The sequence below is a fragment of the Nodosilinea nodulosa PCC 7104 genome (assembly GCF_000309385.1).
Classification (GTDB): domain Bacteria; phylum Cyanobacteriota; class Cyanobacteriia; order Phormidesmidales; family Phormidesmidaceae; genus Nodosilinea; species Nodosilinea nodulosa.
This window is the reverse complement of record NZ_JH976537.1, coordinates 2,460,997-2,485,694: the sequence shown is the minus strand read 5'-3', so window position 1 is coordinate 2,485,694 and position 24,698 is coordinate 2,460,997. Positions and strand designations below refer to the sequence as shown.

Annotated in this window: 24 protein-coding genes and 1 tRNA gene; 14 read left to right on the top strand and 11 right to left on the bottom strand. The window is 58.6% G+C overall.

Annotated elements, in window-relative coordinates; genetic code table 11:
- Positions 1-20: 20 nt before the first annotated feature.
- Complete coding sequence (locus tag LEPTO7104_RS0111440; RefSeq protein ID WP_017298716.1) at positions 21-848, bottom strand: phytanoyl-CoA dioxygenase family protein; 828 nt, start codon at positions 846-848, stop codon at positions 21-23.
- A 473-nt stretch (positions 849-1,321) separates the two neighbouring features.
- Between LEPTO7104_RS0111440 and LEPTO7104_RS36885 the strand changes: the two genes are divergently transcribed.
- The 6 genes from LEPTO7104_RS36885 (at position 1,322) to LEPTO7104_RS33535 (ending at position 8,656) form a co-directional block, all read left to right on the top strand.
- A complete protein-coding gene (locus tag LEPTO7104_RS36885; RefSeq protein ID WP_026072603.1) occupies positions 1,322-2,065 on the top strand; it encodes a DUF4386 family protein in 744 nt (247 codons plus the stop codon).
- A 51-nt stretch (positions 2,066-2,116) separates the two neighbouring features.
- The gene (locus LEPTO7104_RS0111425; protein ID WP_155523601.1) at positions 2,117-2,488 is read left to right on the top strand and encodes a hypothetical protein; all 372 of its coding nucleotides are present in this window, start codon (positions 2,117-2,119) and stop codon (positions 2,486-2,488) included.
- 96 nt (positions 2,489-2,584) lie between these two features.
- Positions 2,585-3,538: an NAD-dependent epimerase/dehydratase family protein gene (locus tag LEPTO7104_RS0111420; protein ID WP_017298712.1), complete on the top strand. Its 954-nt coding sequence runs from the start codon at positions 2,585-2,587 to the stop codon at positions 3,536-3,538.
- Between the two features lie 86 nt (positions 3,539-3,624).
- Positions 3,625-4,104, top strand: a complete 480-nt coding sequence (locus LEPTO7104_RS0111415) for a MarR family winged helix-turn-helix transcriptional regulator (protein ID WP_017298711.1) — start codon at positions 3,625-3,627, stop codon at positions 4,102-4,104.
- Between the two features lie 239 nt (positions 4,105-4,343).
- Positions 4,344-6,629 carry an SLC26A/SulP transporter family protein gene (locus tag LEPTO7104_RS0111410; protein WP_017298710.1) on the top strand — a complete coding sequence of 762 codons (2,286 nt, stop codon included), beginning with the start codon at positions 4,344-4,346 and terminating at the stop codon, positions 6,627-6,629.
- A 95-nt stretch (positions 6,630-6,724) separates the two neighbouring features.
- Complete coding sequence (locus tag LEPTO7104_RS33535; RefSeq protein ID WP_017298709.1) at positions 6,725-8,656, top strand: SulP family inorganic anion transporter; 1,932 nt, start codon at positions 6,725-6,727, stop codon at positions 8,654-8,656.
- Between the two features lie 104 nt (positions 8,657-8,760).
- Here the strand turns inward: LEPTO7104_RS33535 and LEPTO7104_RS0111400 are convergent, their stop codons facing one another.
- The 3 genes from LEPTO7104_RS0111400 to psbX all read right to left on the bottom strand — a co-directional run bounded on the left by LEPTO7104_RS0111400 (position 8,761) and on the right by psbX (position 10,119).
- Entirely contained in the window at positions 8,761-9,060 is a 300-nt protein-coding gene (locus tag LEPTO7104_RS0111400; RefSeq protein WP_017298708.1) for a hypothetical protein, read from the bottom strand.
- 58 nt (positions 9,061-9,118) lie between these two features.
- The gene (locus LEPTO7104_RS36880; RefSeq protein WP_017298707.1) at positions 9,119-9,850 is read right to left on the bottom strand and encodes a Ycf66 family protein; all 732 of its coding nucleotides are present in this window, start codon (positions 9,848-9,850) and stop codon (positions 9,119-9,121) included.
- Positions 9,851-9,999: 149 nt separating this feature from the next.
- Positions 10,000-10,119 (bottom strand): photosystem II reaction center X protein, encoded by a 120-nt coding sequence (gene psbX, locus LEPTO7104_RS0111390; RefSeq protein WP_026072601.1) that lies wholly within the window; start codon positions 10,117-10,119, stop codon positions 10,000-10,002.
- Positions 10,120-10,331: 212 nt separating this feature from the next.
- Between psbX and LEPTO7104_RS0111385 the strand changes: the two genes are divergently transcribed.
- On the top strand, positions 10,332-10,616 hold the full coding sequence (locus LEPTO7104_RS0111385; protein ID WP_026072600.1) for a YggT family protein: 285 nt from the start codon (positions 10,332-10,334) through the stop codon (positions 10,614-10,616).
- Between the two features lie 99 nt (positions 10,617-10,715).
- Here LEPTO7104_RS0111385 and accC read toward each other — a convergent pair whose 3' ends face one another.
- Positions 10,716-12,065, bottom strand: coding sequence for an acetyl-CoA carboxylase biotin carboxylase subunit (gene accC / locus LEPTO7104_RS0111380; protein WP_017298704.1), 1,350 nt, complete (start codon positions 12,063-12,065; stop codon positions 10,716-10,718).
- A 257-nt stretch (positions 12,066-12,322) separates the two neighbouring features.
- On the opposite strand from accC, the gene LEPTO7104_RS0111375 reads away from it, so the two are divergent.
- From LEPTO7104_RS0111375 to LEPTO7104_RS0111360, 4 genes are all read left to right on the top strand, one after another.
- A tRNA-Leu gene (locus LEPTO7104_RS0111375) sits at positions 12,323-12,404 on the top strand.
- Positions 12,405-13,033: 629 nt separating this feature from the next.
- Positions 13,034-13,528, top strand: coding sequence for a hypothetical protein (locus LEPTO7104_RS0111370; protein ID WP_017298703.1), 495 nt, complete (start codon positions 13,034-13,036; stop codon positions 13,526-13,528).
- A gap of 353 nt (positions 13,529-13,881) precedes the next feature.
- A complete protein-coding gene (locus LEPTO7104_RS0111365; protein ID WP_017298702.1) occupies positions 13,882-14,310 on the top strand; it encodes a universal stress protein in 429 nt (142 codons plus the stop codon).
- A gap of 167 nt (positions 14,311-14,477) precedes the next feature.
- Positions 14,478-14,663 (top strand): hypothetical protein, encoded by a 186-nt coding sequence (locus LEPTO7104_RS0111360; protein ID WP_155523600.1) that lies wholly within the window; start codon positions 14,478-14,480, stop codon positions 14,661-14,663.
- Between the two features lie 52 nt (positions 14,664-14,715).
- Here the strand turns inward: LEPTO7104_RS0111360 and LEPTO7104_RS0111355 are convergent, their stop codons facing one another.
- Together LEPTO7104_RS0111355 and LEPTO7104_RS36875 are read right to left on the bottom strand one after the other, a co-directional pair.
- Positions 14,716-16,320 carry an alanine/glycine:cation symporter family protein gene (locus LEPTO7104_RS0111355; protein ID WP_026072598.1) on the bottom strand — a complete coding sequence of 535 codons (1,605 nt, stop codon included), beginning with the start codon at positions 16,318-16,320 and terminating at the stop codon, positions 14,716-14,718.
- Positions 16,321-16,564: 244 nt separating this feature from the next.
- Positions 16,565-17,092: a MamS/MamX family magnetosome protein gene (locus LEPTO7104_RS36875; RefSeq protein WP_017298699.1), complete on the bottom strand. Its 528-nt coding sequence runs from the start codon at positions 17,090-17,092 to the stop codon at positions 16,565-16,567.
- 386 nt (positions 17,093-17,478) lie between these two features.
- On the opposite strand from LEPTO7104_RS36875, the gene LEPTO7104_RS0111345 reads away from it, so the two are divergent.
- The 3 genes from LEPTO7104_RS0111345 to LEPTO7104_RS0111335 all read left to right on the top strand — a co-directional run bounded on the left by LEPTO7104_RS0111345 (position 17,479) and on the right by LEPTO7104_RS0111335 (position 20,717).
- The gene (locus LEPTO7104_RS0111345) at positions 17,479-17,679 is read left to right on the top strand and encodes a heavy-metal-associated domain-containing protein (protein ID WP_017298698.1); all 201 of its coding nucleotides are present in this window, start codon (positions 17,479-17,481) and stop codon (positions 17,677-17,679) included.
- Between the two features lie 4 nt (positions 17,680-17,683).
- On the top strand, positions 17,684-19,936 hold the full coding sequence (locus LEPTO7104_RS0111340; RefSeq protein WP_017298697.1) for a heavy metal translocating P-type ATPase: 2,253 nt from the start codon (positions 17,684-17,686) through the stop codon (positions 19,934-19,936).
- Positions 19,937-20,147: 211 nt separating this feature from the next.
- Positions 20,148-20,717 (top strand): cupredoxin domain-containing protein, encoded by a 570-nt coding sequence (locus LEPTO7104_RS0111335; RefSeq protein WP_017298696.1) that lies wholly within the window; start codon positions 20,148-20,150, stop codon positions 20,715-20,717.
- Here the strand turns inward: LEPTO7104_RS0111335 and LEPTO7104_RS0111330 are convergent.
- From LEPTO7104_RS0111330 to LEPTO7104_RS0111315, 4 genes are all read right to left on the bottom strand, one after another.
- A complete protein-coding gene (locus LEPTO7104_RS0111330) occupies positions 20,709-22,058 on the bottom strand; it encodes a hypothetical protein (protein ID WP_017298695.1) in 1,350 nt (449 codons plus the stop codon). The genes LEPTO7104_RS0111335 and LEPTO7104_RS0111330 overlap by 9 nt on opposite strands.
- Positions 22,059-22,171: 113 nt before the next feature.
- Positions 22,172-22,687, bottom strand: coding sequence for a 3'-5' exonuclease (locus LEPTO7104_RS0111325; RefSeq protein WP_017298694.1), 516 nt, complete (start codon positions 22,685-22,687; stop codon positions 22,172-22,174).
- A 62-nt stretch (positions 22,688-22,749) separates the two neighbouring features.
- A complete protein-coding gene (locus LEPTO7104_RS0111320) occupies positions 22,750-24,003 on the bottom strand; it encodes a cation:proton antiporter (protein ID WP_017298693.1) in 1,254 nt (417 codons plus the stop codon).
- Positions 24,004-24,126: 123 nt separating this feature from the next.
- Positions 24,127-24,627 carry a hypothetical protein gene (locus tag LEPTO7104_RS0111315; RefSeq protein WP_017298692.1) on the bottom strand — a complete coding sequence of 167 codons (501 nt, stop codon included), beginning with the start codon at positions 24,625-24,627 and terminating at the stop codon, positions 24,127-24,129.
- Positions 24,628-24,698 lie beyond the last annotated feature (71 nt).

Genomic DNA, 24,698 nt, shown 5'->3' with positions numbered 1-24,698 from the left:
AGCTCGCTTCAGGCGGGTTGTTACGCAGCGTCCGGGGCTGGCTTTCTCAACGCTCTGCAAACAGCTTCTTCAATGGGAATAGAAGACGTTGTCTGATCTATATGCGCAATCGGAGACGTTTGCTTGCCTGCACCCTTAAAGGCTCCAACCGGATAAAGCGGTGGCTGCGCCATGAATCGAGGTTGAGAGCCGCGATTTATCTGGGCCGCATGGGCCAGAAATGGATGGCAGAGGTACACTGTTCCCGCTGCTCCTGTGGCAGTTGCTTCGGGGCAGTTTTCTGTGATGCTCAGCTGGGCGCTCAAATCGAAACCTGCTAACCCTTCTTCTCCCGCAGGTGCAAGGATTCGCGCTACCTCCCTATGGGACCCACAGCGAAGACGGGTAGGTGCATCCTGCTCGCCGACGTCCGAAAACAAGAACAGCATGAGCAATGCCCGATCGCGGGAATGGATGTTGATACGCCACGTTGTGAAGTCACTGGGGTCTGAGTCTTCCCCTGGGAAGCTTGAGTCAACGTGCCAACCCGTGTCTTCAGTATCTTTGTGAGACGGAAAGCGCACTGGAAAATACCCTGAGCTAAACCTTGGTTGCCATCGCCCCTGGCCCACAAGCTGATCGAAGGCCGCATGCAATTGCTGCGTGTTGGCTGCCTGCACAAACGGAGGTTCGCTGTGATCGGGCAGCCAAACTACAGGCTGCTTCCAGGTTGAGCGATCGCCGGGGTCGCACTCGGTGTCAGCCCAAAGTATCTTGCGGCATCGATCTGCAAGCTCACGGGAAAATGCCTGTTCGATCCGAACATAGCCGCTGGCGATGAACTGCTCGATTTGTTTGTTTGTCAACATCTGGGCTGAGGACTCCACAGGCGATCGCGCAAGAATCTATGGCCGTGAGCGTTCAAGCGTTTGAACGTTCATAGGAGACATGCTTAACCAGACTGGCTACAGCTAGATAAACCTTTCAATCATGCTACACGATACTACAACGCCGCAATGGCTTGGCCCCCGAACACCCGCAGGTAATTTTTAGCCTCCTGTCCCCACTCAAGAGCTAGCGGCATAGCTACGGCTTAGCCTGACTGGCGGGGCTTAATTCTGCATAAAACGCCCAAGCGGGGCAGTTCGCCAGAATCTGGCCAGATTTTGGCCTGATATTGGCTGCCTGCCAGAGGATCAGGCGAAAACTGTTGGCCTAGCGCACCTTTTTGGGGAGTTATGCCGATCGGTCGCTGGGCATTGGCCGTTAGGGGCAAATTAATTACCAAAGCATTCTTAGGAATGTTATTGTATTCTCAGGAATGTAAATGAGGTTATCGGCTATGTCTTCCTTCAGCAGACCGAAAACGGACCTGCCCGCCCCGGATCGGGATCGGCTAATGGCGCTGCGCCGCGCTGGCCGCAGCGCCGGATTCTTTTTAATTGCCCAATTTGTCCTGATGTGGACTTCATTCTTTGTTCTCTCTAGCTCAATTAACTGGCCGGCGAGCCTGGACGATCCGGCCAGCGTTGCGCTACCCCGGCTGCTAGAGCACTACGGCTCGGTGATGACGGGCTACGGTCTTTATCTCGCCGTGGCCCTGCTGCTGGTGCCTGCCACCGCCGCCCTCAACGTTCGATTTGGCCTCAGGGGCGCTCTGGGGCAAACAACCCTGGCCCTGGCCATCATCTCGGCTCTGGCCAAGGCCATTGGCATTGCGCGCTGGCTGTTTGCTGCGCCCGTGCTGGCGCGGGCCTACGACAGCGCCGGGGCAGATCAGAACGCGATTGACCTGCTATTTACAACGCTCAACGACTATGCGGGAGGAATCGGAGAAATCTTGGGAGTCGCGTTGATTACCGGCCTTTGGACGGTGCTGGTCGGTGCGGTGATCATGCAGTCCAGAGGCCGCACCGCGACGATTGCAGGAGGCTTTGTGGTGGCCATGGGGATCAGCCTGTTTGCGGCGATTCCGGCTGGATTTGGCGTTGATGTTGGCCCGGTGCTGACGCTCAGCAATATTGGCTGGCAGTTCGGCATGGTGGCGATCGCCCTCATGGCCCTGCAAAAGCCCGCCAGAGTTTGATCGCTAACCCTTCCTACCCAATCGCCCTCTCACCCAAAAGGAGATCTCCCCATGACGCTGACCCACAGCCTCGGACGCGCTACCCTCTGGACGTTTGCCGGTATAGGCATGCTATCGGCGGGCCTTGTTCTCAGAGGACTCGCGATCGATATCGGAAATTTTGACCGCACCCAGGGCGGCTACGACCCTCCCTATGTCGGCTGGACTGGCACCCCTGTGGATTGGGCATCGGTCGATACCACCCCCACGGGGATGGCGCGCCGAGGAATCGCCACCAATCTGCTCGTTGACTGCACCAGCGGCCTGATATCGGTGCAGGTTTACGGCACGACGATTCCATTTCGACCCTTTTCTCCCCGAGCGCTGGCGGTCCATAAGCCCCGTGAAGCCTGCCTGAGCAAAGGTTTCACGCCTGAGTTTTGAGTCGGGCGACGGCCTGCCTCAGCCCCCAGACGGCGGCCTTGAATTGACCCCACAGAATTGACCTCACGAGCATTTGAACCCAACAGGAGAAACGCCATGACCCACGAACAGCACGTTATTTTTGGTACCGGGCCAGTCGGATGCTGGATTGCCCGCAGCCTACAGGCCATGAATCTGCCCACCCGAGCGATCAATCGAACCGGGTATCGCCCGGCGCTGATGCCTGCCGATGTGGAGATCGTTGCGGCCAATGCGGCCAACCAGGCCGAGGCGATCGCCGCCGCCCAGGGTGCAACGGTGATCTATCAAGCCCTGAACCCTCCCTACCACCGCTGGCAGCAGGAGTTTCCGGCCCTCCAGGCGGCCGCGCTTGCCGCCGCAAAATCCACCGGGGCGCGCTACGTCTCTATCGATAACCTCTATATGTACGACTCCGCCCAGCCGATCACCGAAACCTCCCCCATTGCGCCCCTGTCGCAGAAAGGCAAACTCCGGGCCCACATGGCTGAGGCCGTGATGGCAGCCCATAGCTGGGGGGAAATTCAGGCCACCGTGCTGCGCTCCAGCGACTACTACGGGCCGGGGGTGACGGGTTCAGCCCTGGGGGACATGGTGTTTGGCAATCTAGTTGAGGGCAAAAAAGCCCAAGTCGGCGGCTCTGCCACCATGCCCCATTCCTTTGCTTACATTGAAGACGTTGGGCGCGCGGCAGCCGTGCTGGGCACGCGCCCTGAAGCCCTCGGCCAGATTTGGATTGCGCCCCACGCCCCGGCGGTGACCCAGGCAGACATGGTTAAAACGACCTGCCAAATTCTAGGGGTCGAGCCGCAGCTGACGGTAATTTCGCCGCTGATGATGCGGCTGGCGGGTCTTTTCATCCCCGAGGCTCGGGCTTCTGTCGAAATGATGTACGAATTTACTCAGCCCTTCGAGGTGCGATCGCATGCCATCGGCGAGGCCTTCTCCCTTCAGCCCACGTCGATTCAGACTGGACTGGAACGTACCGTGAACTGGTATCGTGAACAGCTCAAAGGCAAGCCGGACAATTGATTTTGTTGGCTTTCTCAGTATGCTCAACCTGAGGGTTCTGAGACCGTTTAGAACCCTTACAGGCCTGAATTCCCTGGCTAGACGCTATGAACCAGCATGATCCTGAAAAGCTAAAACAGATTTTGGTCTGGATTGGAGTGGCCAATCAGCTCACGACCACGCGCTTTAACCAGCTGATGAGCGACAGCAATTTGCCGCTGCCTCAGTTCACCATGCTCAATCACTTTAGCCGCGACCCCGAGCAGGGCCGCACCATCACTCAGCTGGCCTCCGCTTTTCAGGCCAATCAGCCCGCCATTACCAAAACGGTGCAACATCTGCTGAAAAAGGGCTATTTAGATGTTCAGGTGAGCAAGGAAGATCGGCGGGTCAAGTATCACTACATTACAGCGGCGGGGCTACAGATACACCGGGAAGCCATCAGCCACATTTTGCCCGACGCGCAGATGATATTTGCGGAGTGGAAGCCTGAAGAAATAGAGCTGCTGCACCAGCTGTTATTTCGCCTAAAAAATTGGCTAGATGACCATCGCGATACAGTTGAAAGCGCGAAACCTAAGGCATAGGGCTAATTTTTGGTTGAGCCCAGGCGGCAAACGATCGCCCGCAAACCGAGCACCCCCGCTGGCTCAGGCGGGCCGTCGAGCCCCTTCCCTGGGGCTGAATCCTTGCCAAAGTGTCTGTGCTGCTACATTCTTGCGGTCAACTTCTGGGGTACTGAATAGGTAGGGATTGCTTCCGTTAGGACCAATTTGCGCTCTTTTTCGCAGCGCGGTGAGCATTCTGCCCCATCACGCCAACCACTATGCAATCGTTTCTCAATCGCCCCTCTTCGACGTCGGTGCTGCAACGATTGCAGGCGGAAGTACAGCCCCAGGTATGGCTGTCGAGCCTGGCGGCGGGGCTGGTGACCGGCATTATCGGCGTGATCCGGGCCATTTCCTACGCCAGCCTGATTTTTTCGGGGGCGCTGGCCATGCATTTGCCCACGGGGCTGGGCATGACCGTGGTGAGTACCGGCATCACAATAGCCGTAGTGGCCTTGACCAGCACGCTGCCGGGCATCATTGCCACCCCCCTGGCGGCCCCCACCACCATTGTGGCGCTGATGGCAGCGGCCATTGCCAGGGAGATGGACAGTGCGGCCCCGGGCGATATGCTCACCACCGTTCTGATCGCGATCGCCCTGAGTGCGCTGCTGACGGGGTCCATGCTGCTGCTGCTGGGGCTGTTACGCCAGGGAGAGCGGATTCGGTTTGTGCCCTACCCGGTGATTGGCGGCTTTATGGCGGGGACCGGCTGGCTGTTGACGAAGGGATTTTTCCAGGTTGCGACGGATGGCCCGCTCACCTGGTCGTCTCTGCTGGAGTTCTGGCAGCCGGAGATGCTCTGGCGGTGGTTGCCCGGTCTGGGGTTTGCGATCGCCCTGCTGATCGCCACCCGCCGCTGGAAACAGTTTTGGGTGATGCCCGCCACTCTGTTTGCCTGTGCCGCCTGTTTTTTTGTCGGCCTGGCGATCGCAGATATTCCCCTAGATCAGGCGCGGGCGGCGGGGCTGCTGCTGGGGCCGTTTCCCGACAGTCAGCAGCTTTGGCAGCCGCTCACCCCAACGATGCTGCCCCACATTCACTGGGCTGCCATTGCCCATCAAACCGGCAGTCTGCTGACGGTGATGTTTGTCAGTTTGCTGTCGCTGCTGCTGAGCAACAGCAGCATTGAGCTGGTGGTTGGACGCGACCTGAACCTGAGCAGCGAAATGAAAGCGGTGGGTCTGGCCAATATTGCCTCGGGGCTGAGCGGGGGTATGGCGGGCAACCAGGCCCTGCCCAGTACCCTGCTGGTGCACGACATTGGGGCCAACCATCGCCTGACGGGGCTAGTTGCGGTGGCGCCGTCGGTGGCGGTGCTGGCGCTGGGGTCGTCGTTTTTGTCCTATTTGCCCAAGGTTGTGCTGGGCAGCCTGCTGCTGTACTTGGGGCTGTCGCTGCTGTGGCAGTGGCTGTATCAGGCCTATTTCAAGCTGCCGCTGAGTGACTACCTGACGGTGTGGATCACCCTGGTTTTAATCGACGCGGTGGGGTTTTTGCAGGGCGTTGGCATGGGCTTTGTGATTACTGTGGTGCTGTTTATGGTGCGCTACAGCCAGGTAGATGTGGCCAAACAGGTCTTCTCGGGCGCTACCAGCCGCAGCAATGTAGAGCGCAGCCCCACGGAAGAAGCGCTTTTATCGCAGCGGGGCGGTCAAATTTACGCCCTGGAGTTGCAGGGCTTTTTGTTTTTCGGCACGGCTAACTATCTCTTAACCAAGGTGCGCGATCGCGCGATCGCTCCCCGTGCCAGCGCAGAGGCTGCCGCGACGGGCTCAGATGGCGCAGCGGTTGAACCCCTGCGCTACGTGGTAATCGACTTTCGCCAGGTCAGCGGGCTAGATTCTTCTGCCGTGTTGACCTTCAACAAAATCCTCAAGCTGGCCCGCAAGCACGACTTTACGCTGGTGCTGACCAATCTGCTGCCTGAGTTTGAGGCCGCGCTAAAGCAGGGCCAGGGTTTAGATGTAGGCGGCGATCGCTGCCAGGTATGGCCCGATATCGATCGCGGCCTGGAGTGGTGCGAGGGGCAAATCCTGGGCAACACCGCGCCAACCAGCGAGATCCCGACGTCCCTGGCCGATCTGTTATCCAACCTGTTTCTCACGGCGGATCAGGCCAATCAGTTTGTCACCTACCTAAAACACCACAGCCTCCCGGCGCAGCACTACATTTTTCAGCCCGGGGAGCGACGGCCAGAGCTGTACTTCATTGAGTCCGGCCAGGTCAGCGTTTTGCTGGAGCTAGAAGACGGTCGCACTAAACGGCTGCAAACCTGCTCGGCTGGTCACCTGCTTGGAGAAATGCGGTTTTTCAACAAACCTCCCCTGTCAAGCTCGGTGATTACCGATACCCCCAGTCAGCTTTATTCCCTCTCCCAGGAGAATTTTCAGCGGATGCAGCAGGACGCTCCCGACCTGGCCCATGCGCTACAGCGGCACATCGTCGAAATTCTCTGCGAAAGTCTGGTGCGCCGGGGCGAGCAGCTGCGGGTGATGCAGTGATCCCCTGGCCGATTTAAACCCAGCCGCTGGCGCCACGGCCAGCTGTCTGTGCCCCCAGTCCCTTGAGCCCCCGCCGTCCATTTTTGCTGTAGCCCATGCTCCTAAAGCATCTTCCCGCCTCCGTCAGCCAGTCAGCCGCCTGTCGGGCTTTTGCCGCTGAACTAGACCCCGATCGCCTGGTTTCCAGCCTGGTTGCAGGCAGTATTACCGGCATGATTGGGGTAATTCGGGCGATTTCCTACGCGGCGCTAATTTTCTCCGGCCCCTTAGCCCCCAGCTTAAATGTAGGGGTTGGCATTGCGGTCTGCGGTTCGGCGCTAATCAGCGTAGTGGTGGCCTTAACCAGCTCCCTGCCGGGGATGATTGCGACTCCCCTGGCCGCCCCCACCGTTGTTTTGGCGGCTTTGGCCGCGGCTATAGCCCAGCGGCTCGGCCCTGGGGCTGCACCGGGCGCGGCGGTGACAACCGTGGTAGCGGCCATTGCCCTGGGCTCTGTGCTGACCGGCCTGACCCTGTGGATTTTGGGACAGCTGGGATGGGGCAGAGGCATGGAGTTTTTACCCTACCCGGTTGTGGGCGGGTTTATGGCAGGCACCGGGCTGCTTTTAGTCCGCGGGGCGTTTAAGGTGATGACCGGGAAGGATGTGTCTCTGGGGCAGCTGAGCTGGTTTTGCCAGGTCGATCAATGCCCTCGCTGGCTAGCCGGTTTGGCGATCGCGGCGGTGCTGCTGTGGGCGACCAAGCAGTTTCACCATGTCCTGGTCATGCCGGTGGTTTTGGCGGCAGCCACCCTAGGATTTTACGGCACCATCTGGGTTGGCCAGACTCCTCTGGCCACGGTGCGCGCCCAGGACTGGCTGCTAGGGCCGTTTCCCCAGGGCAATTTGTGGCATCCGCTGACCCCAGGGAATTTGTCTCAGGTGCAGTGGGGAGTGATTTACCAGGCTGGCCCAACCCTGGGGCTGCTAGTTTTTGTCAGTCTGGTCTCGCTGGTGTTGACCAACGGCAGCATTGAGCTAGCGGTAGAAAAAGATGTGGACCTCAACTGCGAGCTAAAGGCCGTCGGTTTAGCCAATCTGGTGGCAGGCCTGGGCAGCACGATGGCCGGGAATCAGGCGCTGCCCAGCACGCTGCTGGTGCATCGGCTGGGCGCGGCCAATCGCATGACCGGAATTGTTAAGGCCCTGCCCTGCCTGCTGGTACTGGTGCTGGGGCCAGCCTTTTTGAACTATTTCCCGAAGCCTGTTTTGGGGAGCTTGCTGCTGTTTTTGGGGCTAGATTTACTGTGGCAGTGGCTCTATGGCGCCTGGTTTAAGCTGCCGGTGGCAGATTACCTGATCATCTGGGCCACGCTGCTGGCGATCAACACCGCTGGGTTTATTCCTGGAATTGGCCTGGGCCTGGGCCTGGCGGCCATGCAGTTTTTGGTGCATTGCAGTCGCCTAGAGGCTGTGGTCGCGGTCGGGGCCGATGGGCCGCAGGACCAGCCCACAGGAGAGAACGATCCGGCGATCGCCGATCTGTCCCCTGCTGTTGCCGCAGAGCTGAGGGCCTGGCTAGACTCCAGCCAGGGTAAGGCCGTAGCTACAGTCAAGCTCCGGGGATTCTTGTTTTTTGGCACCGCTAAGGGAGTCTGTCAGCAGCTGTGCGATCGCATCCTTTACCAGTCTCCAGCGGTCCCGCCCTTGCAGTACCTCATCCTGGATTTTCAGCAGGTGCTGGCCCTTGACTCCTCAGCCGCCATGGGCCTGAGCCGACTCGCCAAACTGGCCCAGGACCACAACTGCACCCTGGTGTTTTGTCAGCTGACTGAATCCTGCCAGAGCCTGTTGCTTAAAAGCAAAACCCTTGCGCCCGGCAAAAACGCGGTATTTGCCGATTATTCCCAGGCGGTAGCCTGGTGCCAGCAGCAGCTTACCGCTATCGCGGCGGCAGGGACGGCAGAGGCTGCGGCCACCCCACCACAGACGGCGATAAAATCCCCTCCGGTTGAGGTGAGCCTGACAACCAGCGGCGGTATGCCCTAGCGATCGAGCCGGGGCTGCGCCGAGACCTTCCCACCCAAAGGAGCGTTTGGCATTCGAGAGGCAGGGCATGGGAGGACTTCAGGGGCGGCAGGTTCCCAGCGTTCCTACTCAGAGGCCTGACCGTCGCGCCGACCCAGTTCGTACACGCCGCAGCCCACGGCCGCAATTACCCCCAGGCTGACGGCCCAGCTGTCGCCCATGGTTAGCGTCAGGCCGTAGTAAACCATTCCGCCTATCAGTAAAAACGGCCCTACGCTGAGCAGAGATGCCGCCGCTGCCCCTTGGCCCAGCCAGCTCTCAAAGGCAGCGATAACGCGATCGGCCACGGGCGAAAACCCAAGATACAGCGCGATCGCCCACAGAGCAGTACCGGCGATCGTAGCGGTGTCAAAGGTTACGGGCAAAGGCGACAAAGCAGTTACCGAAGTGAAGCAATCAGCTAGAAAACAGCGCTACTCACCCCTAGAACAGATCGCGATCGGGGCGATAGTCGGAACGCGGCGGCTGTGGCCCTGGGTCAATGCGGTAGCGATCGTTGTACTCGCTGCGGCTTTTGGGGGGGCGACGGCGACGCACGCGATCGTCGGTGGGCCGAGAGCCACCACCGTAGTAGGGAGGCCCATCGGGACTATCCCCGAAGCGATCGTCGGGGCGATTGTTAGCCGGGGGGCGATCCATGGGGGCATCGTCAGGGCGCATAGGGCGACCGTCGCCGTAGACATCCGCATTGTAGGGAGGGCGACCACTGGGCTCACCTCGCCCTTCCAGCATAGGCCGGGGGCGATTGTAGGGGTCGGCGGGACCGTAGTCGCGGCGATCTAGCTCGGCTCGCAGGTTAGTTCGGTTGTCGGGCGCATAGGCTGGGGGGCGCCCACCCCGACTGGGGGGTCGATAGCCGCCGTAGCCAGCATCTGCGGGCAGGTCAGGCCGAACGGCATGGGGAGTTCTGGAATTGATGTTTTGAATCGTTAGCGACACCAGCATGCCCACCATCAGCATTTGCTGAAAGGAGGGAATCAAATCCATCGTCAAGTTGCCGAGTAAAAACACCCCTGAGATCAGGAAGAGAATGGCGTATACCTTGTCCGTATCACGCTCATAACCAGGCTTCAGGCGATCCAGGAAGAAAAGCGCCACGGCGCAAATCACCATAAAGATGCCCAGTAGCAGGGGGACGGGGGTACCAAAATTCACGGCAAATTCCTCTTAGGCGATCGCCTCTGCCAACCGAACACGTTAATTCTAGCCGACTTAACGAAAAAATCGGGACCGCCCGCAGGGTTCCCGACCACAAAGCTAGCAAGTTGTGCCCCCAGACCTATGCCTTAGGGGCACCGGCTGCACTACTGGCGCTGGATTTTATCGCGCTGGCTGACGAACACCAGGAAGATGGTGGCAGGCACAACAATAATCACGGCCCCGGCCAGCAGGCTCAGCAAGAAGTTGGTTAAAGACGGTGTCATATGCCCTTGTCCTGATAAATGATTTAGACAAATTGTTACTGATCATTATTGATCAAGTTACGCCCCCTGCGCATAGCTTGATCCTGGCGATCGCAAGATATGGCCCCAAATTTGCTGGGCCGGGCCGGGCCAAAGGCAGCCCAGCAACCAGAATACGTCGGGTAAGGCCTTAGAATTGAACATAACTGCAACGGCGTATCTGGAGGGCAACCGTGGCCGCTACACAATGGCTAAACTTGGGTGTGAGTCTACTGCTGGGGTTGATGACCCTGCTGTTTATCTTTCGCATTGTGCTCACCTGGTACCCCCAGGTCGATCTCTCTAAATTGCCCTTTGCCCTCATTGCCTGGCCTACAGAGCCTTTTTTAGCCCCCGTGCGCAGGCTTGTGCCCCCCATCGGCGGTGTCGACATTACTCCGGTCATTTGGGTCGGCATTGTTACTCTGCTGCGCGAAATCCTCGTGGGGCAGCAGGGACTACTGCGTATGATTGGGTAACGCATAGCAGATCGCTTATGCAGGTAATTGGTGGATTGGGGTTTGAGTGTCGAATGCAAAGGGGAGTGGGCCACCGAACGCATCTTGCTTAAACGCACCTTACTTAATCGCCATCATCTCGGCCACAAAGTTGGTGTAGACATCGCCACTGAGAAAGTTGGCATTTTCCAGCACCTTCTGGTGAAAGCCAATGGTGGTGGGCAGCCCTGTAATGGCGCACTCGCGCAGGGCGCGGCGCATCCGTCTAATCGCGGTAGGCCGATCCGGCCCCCACACAATCAGCTTGCCCACCAGCGAGTCGTAGTAGGGCGGGATTTCGTAGTCGGTATAGACGTGGGAATCCATCCGCACGCCCAGGCCGCCGGGGGCGAGGTAGCCGCTAATCCGGCCCGGATTGGGGCGAAAGTTGTGGTCTGGGTCTTCGGCATTGATGCGGCACTCGATCGCGTGGCCGCGAATCTGAATCTCTGACTGGGTGAAGGGCAGCTTTTCGCCCTGGGCAATCAGCAGCTGCGCCGCGATCAAATCAATGCCCGTAATCATCTCGGTGACGGGGTGCTCCACCTGAATGCGAGTATTCATTTCCATGAAGTAGAAGTTGCCCTGGCTATCGACCAGAAACTCTACGGTGCCCGCCCCCATGTAGTTAATCGATTTAGCCGCCAGCACTGCCGCCGAGCCCATTTTTTCGCGCTGCTCCGGGGTCAGGCGAGGGCTGGGAGCTTCTTCCAACAGCTTTTGGTGGCGGCGCTGAATTGAGCAGTCGCGCTCGCCCAGGTGCACCACGTTGCCGTAGCTGTCGGCCAAGATTTGAAACTCAATATGGCGGGGGCGATCGATAAACTTCTCCATGTAGACGCCGGAATTGCCAAAGGCTGCCTGGGCCTCGCTTTGGGCTGCCATGAAGGCCTTAATCAGCTCGGCCTCGCTGTTGACCAGACGCATGCCGCGCCCGCCTCCCCCGGCGGTGGCTTTGATCATCACCGGGTAGCCAATGTCGCTGGCAACCTTATAGGCTTCGGTCTCATCGGTGAGCAAACCGCCGCTGCCCGGCACCGTGGGCACCCCCACGTTCTGCATGGTTTCTTTGGCGGTCGACTTATCGCCCATTCTGCGAATGGAATCGGGCGAGGGGCCGACAAAGACAATCTGGTGGTCGGCGCAGATTTCAGCAAAGCGAGCATTTTCGGCCAAAAAACCGTAGCCGGGGTGAATGGCGCTGGCGTTGCGGGTTAGCGCGGCGGCGATGATGTTGGGAATGTTGAGGTAGCTTTTCTGGCTGGGCGCTTCGCCAATGCACACCGCTTCATCGGCTAGCTGCACATGCAGAGCGTGCCGATCGACCGTGGAGTGAACCGCAACGGTGGCTATGCCCATTTCTTCACAGGTCCGGAGGATGCGCAGCGCGATTTCTCCTCGGTTGGCAATCAAAATCTTGGAAAAGCGCATGTACGTAGGGCAAATAGCAACAGACCATTGAGTTTGGGCGTAGCAGTCCAGCTAAGCAACCCCAGCCCACTGCCGCAACCGACCACATCCAGCATCATACGACGGTTGCTGATCCTATCACGGGGACAGAGCGATAAATATTGCTGAACGAGGTCTGACAAAGCAGCAGTTATGGTTTACTCTAATAAATCTGAGCTTGTGCTTGGGCGGCAGCTTTCCCTCATTTAGCCGCTCTAAGCACGGTTTGGAGCATACCAGCGGATGTGGTGGAATTGGTAGACACGCACGCTTGAGGGGCGTGTGGCTTACGCTGTGCGAGTTCGAGTCTCGCCATCCGCATTACTTGCCAATATCTAGCACTTGAAGGCTGGAACATGCCGACTATTCCAGCTCGCTTGGCACCCTAGCTCTCTCGCGATTGACCATAGTCATTACACTTTTGCCGCAGTCTACTGGCCGGTGCCAGCTAGATCTACTCAGCTCGATCGACATAGAACGATGCGCGGTCGATCAATCTGTTCTGCAAGTTCTGTGGGCTAGCTTGCAAAAACACTTAGTAGCCGTGGTCAACGAGAGTGAACAGGGCACCAGCGAAGCCATAGTTTTTTCCGTAGCCTCTCTCCAAAGCCTGGGAGGCCCAGATCGAGGATCAAAGCTTTTGATCGACCAGTTCCCAGAGGCTACTTTACTCGGTAGATAGTTAAGTTCGTACCCACTGTTTGGTCTTTAGTTGAGCAGGTTGACCTAATTCTTAACGTAACAAATAAGCATTAATTTTTGTCATATGTGAGCCTGAATTGCTCTCTGCAAATGAGTTATTTCTTTATTGAAACCTACGTATTATCGCTAGGCTAGCCAGATAGCTTCGCTTGTTATAAATGGGCTGTTGGGTTGCTAGATAGTGAAAGTCTTTTGGAGCAGTATTTTCATTATCTCTAAGTAGCTGTTCTAAAATTTATGGAGTATGGATGATGTCTACGGTTACTATTCCTGCTGTCAATCAACTGCGCTCTGAGCTTGGCGATTTTAGCAGCATTATCTGTTTTAAGGCAGTAGTTGTGGGAGCGGAGGAAGCTCTGGGGGAGAAGGCTGCCGCGATCGCGCTCATCTCCGCCGGTCGCCAGCGGGGCAAGCAGCTTGCCAAGCAGCTCGGGCTAACCGGACAAAGCCTTTCCTCTGAAACCCTCGTGGCCTCCCTCCAGGCAGCGCTGGGAAAAGAGGGCACAAGACTCTGCATCGTCAGCAAGATTGTCGAATCGGACGAGTCGATTACCGTTTATTGCCAAGAGACCATCTGCTCTGCCGGGGAACCGGAAGGGTCTCCTCGGAAACTGACCTTTACCCTGGGAGCTGTTCAAGGCGTGCTTGAGCAAGTCACGGGTAAACGACTACGCGGCAAGCAGATCGAGTCTGTGCTGCGCGGCAGCAATTACGATGTCGTTGAGTTTGAATTCATTGGCTAGGTTAGCCCCTGTTTAAGGTTGCCAACCTAAACAGGACGCCATGCCGTAGTCGCCCTGGCCAGCGGCACTGGGGGTGGGAGGCGATCGCATCTGTCAGCTCAGGGATCGAGCCGCCAGATTTACTCGCGACTGCCTTAAAGAACCGCTTTTCAGGCTCTATCCTCAGCAAATTGAGGATTAATCGATAAATCGAAACAAATGACACAGGGAAATTTCCCTGTTCCCCTTAGACTGTGACTAACAGCCATCGTTAAAATGCGCAAGAAATACTTTCGGGCTCAGCTTAAGAGTATTTTCTCATTCTATATCTTGCTAATGGCTCTGTTTTTTGTAGTCGCAATAGGATTACCAAAATGACCTTATTTGCCAGCAACAATGTTCTGGTACCCATTGACTTCTCTGAAGAAGCTCATCAAGCCTTAACCGAGACCCTGGCGTTTATTCAAGATCCGGCTAAAATTCACGTCGTCCACGTGCTGCCAGCACTGGAGCCTACGGCACCAGGAGTGGTCTGGCAAACCATAGACAGTCAAACTCGCATTGACAATATTACAACCCTCTTCCACGAAAAATTTACGGACGAGGCCTATAAGCAGGTTAAATTCACCGTAAAAATTGGCAGTCCCAGTTCTGAAATTATTGATTATGCCGAAGAAAATTCCATTGATCTAATTGTCATTCCCTCCCATGGCCGGACCGGCCTGTCTAGGTTCCTGCTGGGCTCTGTGGCCGAGCGGGTGGTGAGGTTTTCTAAATGCCCAGTTTTAGTGCTTCGCCACTGAGCCCCAACCCAGCTAGGGTAAAAACATAGCGCGATCGCCTCTTGAGGGGCGATCGCGCTATGTTTTTTTTGCATAGATGCCATCGATTCTGCCTTTTGTTGCCTGGAAGCGGGCTATCTAAGATTGAGATAGATCAACCGCTAGCTATAGTTATCGAGGAGGCTCCTATGCTTTGGCTTTCCATGGTCCACGTATCAGACGAGTTGGAGCCGATCGCGGCAGACAGTCGCCCCTGGGCAACGCTGCAAAAATTTTGGCGATTTTGCAACTTATATGGCGAGTATCAGTCCAGACCGCCGAGCCTACGCCGCCAGTTCATTGTCGAACTAGAGGCAACGCTGCCCTCGAGGTAATTCCATATCCCTGGCTCTGCCAGGGGCATAGAGGCTCCAAACAGAAACGCGATCACATGTCTTCAGAAACACCCACGGCTAGAGCATCGTAGGTGGGCATTTGCCCCGATGTCAGCCTTCCCCAATATTCCTTCAGATCGCCTGCAATTTCATTGGACAGGATGTAGCAGCCGATCAGGTTGGGGAACGCCATGCCCAGCAGCATCAGGTCGCTAAAGTCGATGATCAGCCCCAGGCTGGTCAGGCAGCCCAGGAAGGTGCAGATCACGTAGAGAAGCTTGAAGATAATGCTGCTGCGCTCGCCAAACAGGTATGTCCAGGCCTGAATGCCGTAGTAGCTCCAGGAAATAATCGTAGAGAAGGCAAACAGGCAAACGGCAATACTCAGGACAATGGGGAACCAGCCAATCACCGAGGCAAAGGCGCTCGCTGTCATAGCAACGCCGCTGAGTTCTGAGCCCGTGTCTTGGTAAACTCCAGTCAGCACGATGGTGATGGCGGTCATGTTGCAGATCACCACGGTGTCGATAAAAGGCTCCAGCAGCGACACCAAACCTTCGCGGATGTGCTCGTCGGTGCGGGCGGCGGAGTGGGCAATGGCTGCGGAACCCACGCCCGCTTCATTGGAAAAGGAGCTGCGCCGAATGCCCTGCACCATGACCCCGACAATGCCTCCGACCGCCGCTGTGGGGGCAAAGGCTTCGCGGAAAATGGTGGCAATGGCGGCGGGCACCTGGCCAATGTTGACCACAATCACGAATAGACAGGCGACCACATAGATGACCGCCATGGCGGGCACCAGCTTCTCGGCCACGGCTCCGATGCGGCTAATGCCGCCGATAATGACAAACCCGGCCAGGGCGGCTAAGACAAGCCCAAACAGCCAGGCGGGAAGCCCAGGGATGAGGCCAGCAATGGCGGCGTAGGCCTGGTTGGACTGGAACATATTTGCCCCGCCCAGACTGCCGCCCAGGCACAGGATGCAAAATAAAACCGCCAGACCTTGCCCGAAGGGACGCATACCCCGGGGGGATAGGCCCCGAGTCAGGTAGTACATGGGGCCGCCGAGGATGGTGCCATCGTCTAGCACCCGGCGATATTTAACCGAGAGGGAGCATTCTACAAACTTAGTTACCATGCCGCAAAAGCCAGCCATGGTCAGCCAGAACATGGCCCCTGGCCCGCCCAGCTGAATGGCGATCGCCACCCCTGCAATATTCCCCAGGCCCACCGTGCCCGACAGCGCCGTAGCCAACGCTTGGAAGTGGGAAACTTCGCCGTCGTCGTGGGGGTCGTCGAACTTGCCCTGCACCACTTCGATGGCGTGCCTAAAGCCGCGAAGATTAATAAACTTCATGCGGAAGGTAAAGAAAATAGCCGCCACAAAGAGCCAAAGCACAATGAACGGAAACCCATTTTCCCCGCCAATTTTGAAGAAGAGGAGGGCCGACATCAGGTCGACAATCGGCTTAAAAATAACGTCAGCCCCGGTTACGGCCTCATCTTGGGCAAAGGCTGGGGGAGAGGCGATCAGTAAAACTAGGGCGGTCAATCCTAAAGCTGCCCATAGTCGGCGGCGTTTCAGAGCGTGCCAGGTACGGCTAAGTCTGGGTACAATGCCGCGCTCTGAGGGCAGCATTTTTTCGGTGTAACTCATATAAAAATCGTCGAATAAACGTCTGGGATGCTTAAGCGATTGCAAAATCTGCCCAGGCTAAGCAGGCAGAAAATCGTTTGCCAAAGCACTAAGCTCTTGACTTTTCAACGTATAAATAGCAAATTTTATAGGCCCTTACTGTTATATCAGGCACTCTCACCGTGAGCATCGGGGGGAGAAGGGCCTGATATAGCCAGCTGTTTTCCAGGGGCGATCTGCCTTGGGATGCGTCCCCAAAGGCGAATTAATGGGCGGGAAGATCCTGCTGCATCCACAGGGGATAGCCCTTAGCATCGCGTAGCTGTAGGACGCGATCGCCCTGTTTGACCGCTGAGGCCATCAGCACCGAGCGGCCATTCCAGGTGCTGCGAAAGCCTGTTACCTCAATGGGGCTGTTAGTAGCAATATCAAACCCCTGATCTTGCAGGTACCAGGCGGGCCCCAGGTGTACGGCCAGGGTTTCTTGGGCGGTGGTCAGGGTCAGAAACATGCCTTGATGACCGCCGTAGCGATCGATTTCGGTGGCTGTCCCCTGGAGCGTTTCTAAGTTGGCGGGGTCGAATACGCCGCTGCTGAGGCAGGGCATGGCGTCATCGCCTGGGTCTAGTCTGTCTGGCCTCATAGGCTGGCCTTGCCAGCGGTTGCCATACATCTGCCCGCCCATGGGCATCCAGTTGGTTTGGGCCCGCAGCGGCGTAACGGTAAAGAGTAGGGTTGCTAACCCGGCTCCAGATAGAGCTGCGATCGCCAGCTGAGCAAATTTTGTCGTCATGGGGTAGCCTTCCTCATTAGAGATAGACTTCAGAATCAGCGATCGCCTTTCGTCGTGGCCCCGTTTTGTCCGCCCCTCGATCCAACCTGGACAATCGGAGGGGCGTCGAGAATTAACGTCTACAACCTGTTCTTGCTCAGTCAGCTAAGAGGGGCAGCTAAAAGGGGCATAACGCCACCGCCTGGAGTGGAGCTGACTGCTTTGCAACTGCCACGAAGCTGAGGTCAGATGCTGTATCTCTAGCTTAGATCGGGCTTAGCAACCGGGCGAACGGAGGCATCGGTTTGCAACAAAATAGAGACTTTCGATACAAATACCCCCTTGACTCTCCAGTCCACTAGAGCCTCCAAAATAGAGCCATAGAGATATTCAAGGAGAATTTACCGATGGCACTTGTCTTTCATGTTCCTGATCTGGCCTGTTCTGCCTGTGTAGACACGGTGACCAAAGCCATTCAGTCGGTCGATGCCGCCGCCCAGGTGAGCGCCGACCCTAAAACTAAGCAGGTCAACGTTGACACCGCCGCCTCCGAGGCCGCAGTCAAAACCGCCATTACTAACGCTGGCTATACCGTTGCTCAAGCATGACACGATGGACAATCAAACGTTTAAGCTGCGCGGCATGAGCTGTGCCGCCTGCGCCAGCAACATTGAATCGGCGATTCAATCGGTGCCCGGTGTGGAAGCCTGCAGCGTCAACTTTGGCGCTGAGCAAGCTGCCGTTACCTACGACCCCCACCAAACCGATTTGGCCCAGATTCAGGCGGCGGTGGACGATGCAGGCTACACCGCCCAGCCCCTCAACGACGATGTGCTGGCCCCCGAAGACGACGCCGAGCGGCGATCGCGCGCCGCCGAAACCCGCCAGCTTACCCGCAAAGTTGTCTTTAGTTTGGCGATCGGCAGCCTGCTGGTGATCGGTTCGCTGCCGATGATGACGGGGCTGCCCATTCCGTTTATTCCTTCGTGGCTGCACAACCCCTGGCTACAGCTGGGGCTGACCGCCCCGGTGCTGGCCTGGGCGGGAAACTCCTTCTACATCAACGCCTGGAAAGCGCTCAAACGCCACACCGCCAGCATGGATACCCTGGTGGCGGTGGGCACCGGCACGGCCTTTCTCTATTCGCTGTTTCCCACCCTCTACCCGCAGTGGTTTATCGATCAGGGCCTCAGCCCCGACGTATATTTTGAAGCCGCCGCGATGATTGTCGCGCTGATTCTGCTGGGACGCCTGTTTGAGAACCGGGCCAGGGGGCAAACCTCTGAGGCTATTCGCAAGCTGATCGGCTTGCAGGCCAAGACCGCCCGCGTCATCCGCCGGGGGCAGACTGTGGATATTCCCATCGCTCAGGTGGCACTGGGGGACGTGATTGTGGTGCGGCCCGGCGAGAAAATTCCGGTGGATGGCGAAATCATTGACGGGTCTTCCACCCTAGATGAGTCGATGGTGACGGGGGAAAGCGTGCCCGTGCAGAAAAAGGCCGGGGATGAGGTCATTGGGGCGACGCTGAATAAAACCGGCAGCTTCAAATTCCGCGCTACGCGGGTCGGCAAAGACACGTTTTTGGCTCAGATTGTCAAGCTGGTGCAGCAGGCCCAGGGGTCTAAAGCGCCGATTCAAAAATTAGCGGATCAAGTGACGGCCTGGTTTGTGCCGGTGGTGATCGCGATCGCCCTGCTCACCTTCATCGTCTGGTACAACGTCATGGGCAATCTCACCATGGCGCTGATTACCACCGTGGGGGTGCTGATTATTGCCTGCCCCTGCGCCCTGGGGCTGGCGACGCCGACCTCGATTATGGTGGGCACCGGCAAAGGGGCCGAGCACGGCATTTTAATCAAAGGGGCCGACAGCCTGGAGCTGGCCCATAAAATTCAGACCATTGTGCTGGATAAGACCGGCACTATTACCCAGGGCAAGCCGACCGCGACCAATTACCTGACGGTGAACGGCACCGCCACCGAACTGCACCTGCTGAAGCTGGCGGGAACCCTAGAGCGCAACTCCGAGCATCCCCTGGCCGAGGCGGTGGTGCAGTATGCCCAGGCCCAGGGCGTTAGTCTGACGGAGGCCCAGGAGTTTGAGTCTGTGACGGGCAGCGGCGTTGAGGGTGTTGTCGCGGGCCAGCGGGTGCAGATTGGCACCCACCGCTGGATGCAGGAACTCGGCATCGTCACCGATCGCCTGCAAACCCAGTGGGAGCAGCTGGAAGACCTGGGCCGCACCGTGGTTTGGCTGGCGGTGGATGGCCAGATTGAAGCCATTTTGGGCATTGCCGATGCCGTCAAGCCTTCCTCGGCCAGAGCCATTGCCACCCTGCAACGCATGGGCCTGGAGGTGGCAATGCTGACCGGCGACAACCGCCGCACCGCCGAGGCGATCGCCCGCGAAGTCGGCATTACCCGCGTCTTTGCCGAGGTGCGCCCCGACCAAAAAGCCGCCCAGATCGACACCCTCCAGCGGGAAGGCAAGATCGTGGCCATGGTAGGCGACGGCATCAACGACGCCCCCGCCCTGGCCCAGGCGGATGTGGGCATGGCGATCGGTACGGGCACCGATGTGGCGATCGCCGCCAGCGACATCACCCTGATTTCCGGCGACCTGAGCGGCATCGTCACCGCCATTCAGCTCTCCCGCGCCACCATGGCCAACATTCGCCAAAACCTGTTCTTTGCCTTTATTTACAACACGCTAGGCATTCCGATCGCAGCGGGCATTCTCTACCCCGTCTTTGGCTGGCTGCTCAGCCCGATTGTGGCCGGGGCCGCGATGGCCTTTAGCTCGGTATCGGTGGTGACCAATGCGCTGCGGCTGCGGAATTTTCGGCCCAGACTGGGAGGGTAATGGGGTGATGGAGTGATGGGGTGATGGAGTAATGGGGTGATGGAATTAAGACTCCCCCACGCCCCACGCCCCACGCCCCCCCACATCTACGCCCCACCCCCCCCCCACATCTACGCCCTTACGCCCCATCACGCCCCCACGCCATCACGCCCCCACTCATCCACTCATCCACGCCCCCCCGCATCCACGCCCTCCCACCCCCAATCCCCCCATGCCACTCAAACCCTTCATCCTCAACAGTCTCCTCAGCCTGGCTCTACTGCTTGTCCTAGCCAGCAGTGGCCCGGCCCAAACGCCCCACAGCGCCATGGACAATGCCGCAGCAGACCCCCCTGGGCAGTTTCAGCGCATTGAACAGCCCCTGTGGACTAAGGTGGCCGTCACCGGGGGCGGCCTCAGCCTGGTTGGGCTAGAGCTGTGGTGGTTTTTGCTCAGCAAGCCCAGGTCTCGCCAGGCCGCGATCGCAGGGGGCAGGCAAGACATTACCATCACCGTCGATGGGGGCTACGAGCCCAGCCAAATTGTGGTGCAGGCGGGGCAGCCGGTGCGGCTCAACTTCTACCGCAAAGACCCCAGCAGCTGCCTGGAGGCGGTGCGTTTTCCCGGCTTTCGCATTGCCAAGGATCTGCCGATCAACGAAACCACGGCGATCGAGTTTACCCCTGAGCAGCCTGGGCGCTACGAGTTTACCTGCGGCATGAACATGTTTCGCGGCACCGTTGAGGTGCGTGCTGGGGCGGTTGCCCCCAGCGGCAGCGCTAGCGGCGATCGCTCAGCCTAGCCACCGACCGCTGCCGTAGTAAAACCACTGTTCTCCCAGCCAGAGCAGTCCGGCGGCGGCAGCTACCCAGGCCAGGCGGTTGAGCTGGGGCAGGGCAAAGGCGGCCAGCAGCGCGCCGATGGCGACAAAGGCATAGGGGGTGCCGAAGTAGTGGCGGGCCGTGCTGTAGAGGTAGCCGGAGTTGGCCAGAAAATTGATGATCGAGTGCACGCCGGAGAAGGCGATCGCGTATAGCACCGAAAACCGCCCCACGGATTGCAGCACCGCCCCAGGCTGGACGGGTAGCGGCTTTAGCCAGCGCTGGCCGAAGCGCCCCAGCCCCAGCATGACGAGCACAAACGCGAGGGGATGCAGGAGGAAAATATAGAGCCAGGGCGACTTGGGCAGGCTCAGCCGGAGTTGCTGCTGCCGGTAGGCTCCCCACAGCACCCAGCCCAGCGCCGCAAAAACTAGCATGGGGGTATACAGCCCGTGCAGGTCGAAGAGCAGCGATCGGGGCAGCACCAGCAGCCAGGGCCGAAAGGCCAGGGTGCGGCCCCACTCCACCTGGGCCTGAAAGGGGCCAAAAAAGTTACCCGTGGTGCGCAGGCAGAACAGGCCAAATATGCTGTAGCCCACCAGGCTACCCGCCCCAATCAAACTGGCCAATATTAGGGGCCGAGACCCCATCTCCCGGCGGCCCTGGGTGGACGGGGTAAGGTGCTGAATCAGCCACAAAATGCCCAGGGTAAAGGCGATCGCAAACCACGACTGAATCAGGGCCGGGCGCACCAAATTGAGCAACGTCGATAGGCCAAATACCGCGATGTAGAGCGCCAGCATTTTGCCCTGCCGCCCCTGCTTCTGCTCGGCCTTGTGCAGGCACAGCAAAAACAGCAGACTCAGCAGCCCAAACAGGCTTTCGGTGTAGCCAATCGACTGAAAGACTGCGTTTGGCCCCAGGGTGTAAAGCACAAACGCCAGCAGCGCCAGGCGTCGATGCCCAACAATGCGCTCAAAGGTCAAGAGCGCCAGGGGCAGCGAGGCCAAAAAAATCAGCTCTGAGCCTGGGATGCCAACCCTGAGCGCCTGGGCCGCAGTTTCGGGGGAGGCTAGCGATCGCACCAGCGCTGGCCAGAGGGGATAAAACGCTCCGCAGGCGGGATTTACCGCTAAATTGGCGTAGTGAATGGCATCCCAGTAGTCAAAGGTTTCTACGGGCTGAAGCACCCAAAATTTTTGCCACCCCGTGCCGCTGCCCGTCAGCATCAGCAGCTGTAGCAGCAGGTAAACCCCGGCGATGAGAGCCACCTTCAGCCAGAAGATACCCGCAGCACCCCGGTCGAAACGCTGATCTGCCATGGCTTAAATCCCCTCAACCCCAGGCAAAGCATCCCACAACAAAGGCTTGCCAGAACAAGGCGTGTTTAATTTCCCTACTCCCAACACCTTATAAATGGCCTAGAGATAAAGCGTCATCCTCTTGTTGGCAACTCGCTGCCAGCACACCATGCTGACGCGATCGCAATCTGGGCGCAGGCCTCCGCATCCGATAGGGCGTCGTGGTGGTTCAGGGGAATGCCCAGGTAGTCGCACACGTTGGGCAGCTTGGTGGGGCGAATGTTCCAGGTCTGCCTGGCCAGCTTGACCGTGCAGACAAACTCAGGCGCGGGGGGAAGAATACTGGCGGCCTTACAGCAGGCGTGGAGCACGCTGCGATCGAAGGAGGCATTGTGGGCGGCGAAGAAGTTTGCCCCGGCCAACATGGCCGCCAGCTGGGGCCACAGCTCGGCAAAGCTGGGCTGGCTGGCCACCTGCGGCCAGGTAATGCCGTGGATGTGGGTGAACTCAAACTGCCGTCGCGGCGGGCGAATCAGGTAGTGGGCTTTATCAACCACCTGGCCCTGCTCGACCCTCACCAGGCCGATGGCGCAGGCGCTGTCGCGGTAGCGATCGGCGGTTTCAAAGTCGAGGGCAACAAAGGTGGTCATGGGCGGGCCAGCAGAAACAGCGCCGCCCCAAGTGTAGCGCCAGTCCCGGACTGGGGACCGGGCTATTCAAGGTTGGGCAGGTCTTTTTCCAGGGCGTTGTTGCCCTCTATATGGCGCTCATACCAGCCCATTAGCGGCGTAGAGCTAATGCCGTGGAGCGCTACCGAACTGGCGACGGTAATCAGAGTCAGCCAGGCGATCAGCTCGCCCGTTTCCTGCTGTAGCCCCTGCCCCAGGGCGTAGGTCAAATAGTAGAGCGAGCCTACGCCGCGAATGCCAAACCAGCCAAACAGCCAGCGGGTCGTGGGGTGCACCGGGGAGCCAATGGTACTGACCCACGCGCCCAGGGGGCGAATGATAAACAGCAGCGACCCGGTAATTACCAGGGCCGGACCCGCAAACCGCAGCATGGGCTCTAGCCGCAGCAGCGACCCCAGCAGCAAAATCGTCCCGATTTCGGCTAGCTTTTCGAGCCGCTCCATAAACCGCAGGCGCGAGGCCGATCGCTCGGCCGTGAGGCCCTGGTGGTACATGGCCACCCCGGCGACAAACACCGCCAGAAACCCGTAGCCGTGCACCAGCTCAGCCAGGGCATAACTCAGCAAAATAACGCTGAGTCCGACAAAATCGTCCATCAGCTCGTCGTGGGGGTGGCTTTTTTCGAGCCAGTGCTCTAGCCAGCACACCCCCTTGGCGACCGCTATGCCCACCAGCAGCCCAGCCGCGATCGCCCACAGCAGATCCACCGCCACCCACTGCCCAAACCAGCTCTGCCAGTCGTCGTCCTTGAGCCAGCGCAGCCCAAAGTAGACAAAGGGAAAGGCCAGGGCATCGTTGAGGCCGCCCTCGGAGGTGAGGCCAAAGCGCAGCTCGTCGCGGTCTTTGGGGTCGTACAGCTGCACTTCGGAGGCTAAAACGGGGTCGGTGGGGGCCAAAATCGCGCCCAGTAAAATGCCCTCGCCCCACTCCAGCTTGAGGGCAAAATGGGCAATGGCGGCGATCGCAAAGATCGAAATCGGCATCAAAAAGCCGATCAGGCGCACCGTAGAATTCCAGGCCCAGGCCTTCAGCGGGCGATTCATCTTGAGGCCGCAGCTAAACAGCGCCACCAAAACCACCAGCTCGGTCAGTCGTTCTAAAAGGGCCGCGTCGGGCCGCACCCGAATCAGGTTCAGCCCGTAGGGGCTGAGCACAATGCCAACCAGGAGATAGATCAGGGCGTAGGAGAGCGGCAGTCGGCCAATCAACCCAGAGCCCAGGGTTACGGCCAGCAGCAGCAGGCCTATCATCAGCAGATCGAGAATATAGATATCCACAGGTGTCTAAGGCCGTAAATCCGGGCAGAAAAATCCAGTGCCCCTTCACTCTAGGAGCCAGATTCGCCGCCTTGGTGCGACCTTGGGTAGATCTTGCCTGAATAAACTCTGGGAATAAAGAAATTAGTCGGTACCGGCCCAGGTCCAGCGGGGATTGCCCTCCTGGAGGCCTTTGTAGGTGATTACAGGGGTAAACCCGTTGGCGTCGCCCATTCCCGTCATGTCGAGAATGGCCTTGACCTGACCCCCGAACAGCTGCACTCGGATATAGGAGTGCCCCTGGTAGGCCTCGCCATCCAGGCTGGCCATGCCGCCGGAGGCCTGGCAGCGGCGATATTCGGGCTTGAGGGTGCCCACCCAGGTGGTGCTAAAGCGATCCGACTGGAGCACTCTGATATCGGTGGCGATCTCCCGCAGCTTGATCATGCCGTCGGTGGTGTAGCTCCCCTCAACGTAGGGCCGCAGCGTTTCGTGGGCGGTCAGGCTGGCGGGACAGTTCGCTGCCGGGCCATCGAGCGGCAGCACGCTGAGTTCAATCGTATTGGCCAGAGCCGCTGCGCCCAAACCGCTCAACAGGCTCAGCGGCAGGCTCCCCAAAAGTGCCCAGGGCAGTTTGAGTTTCATCGTTCTATATCCTCGCTAGCGCGGCTACACCGTTGCGTTACACCCACAGCTACAGCGGCCCGGCAGGCGAT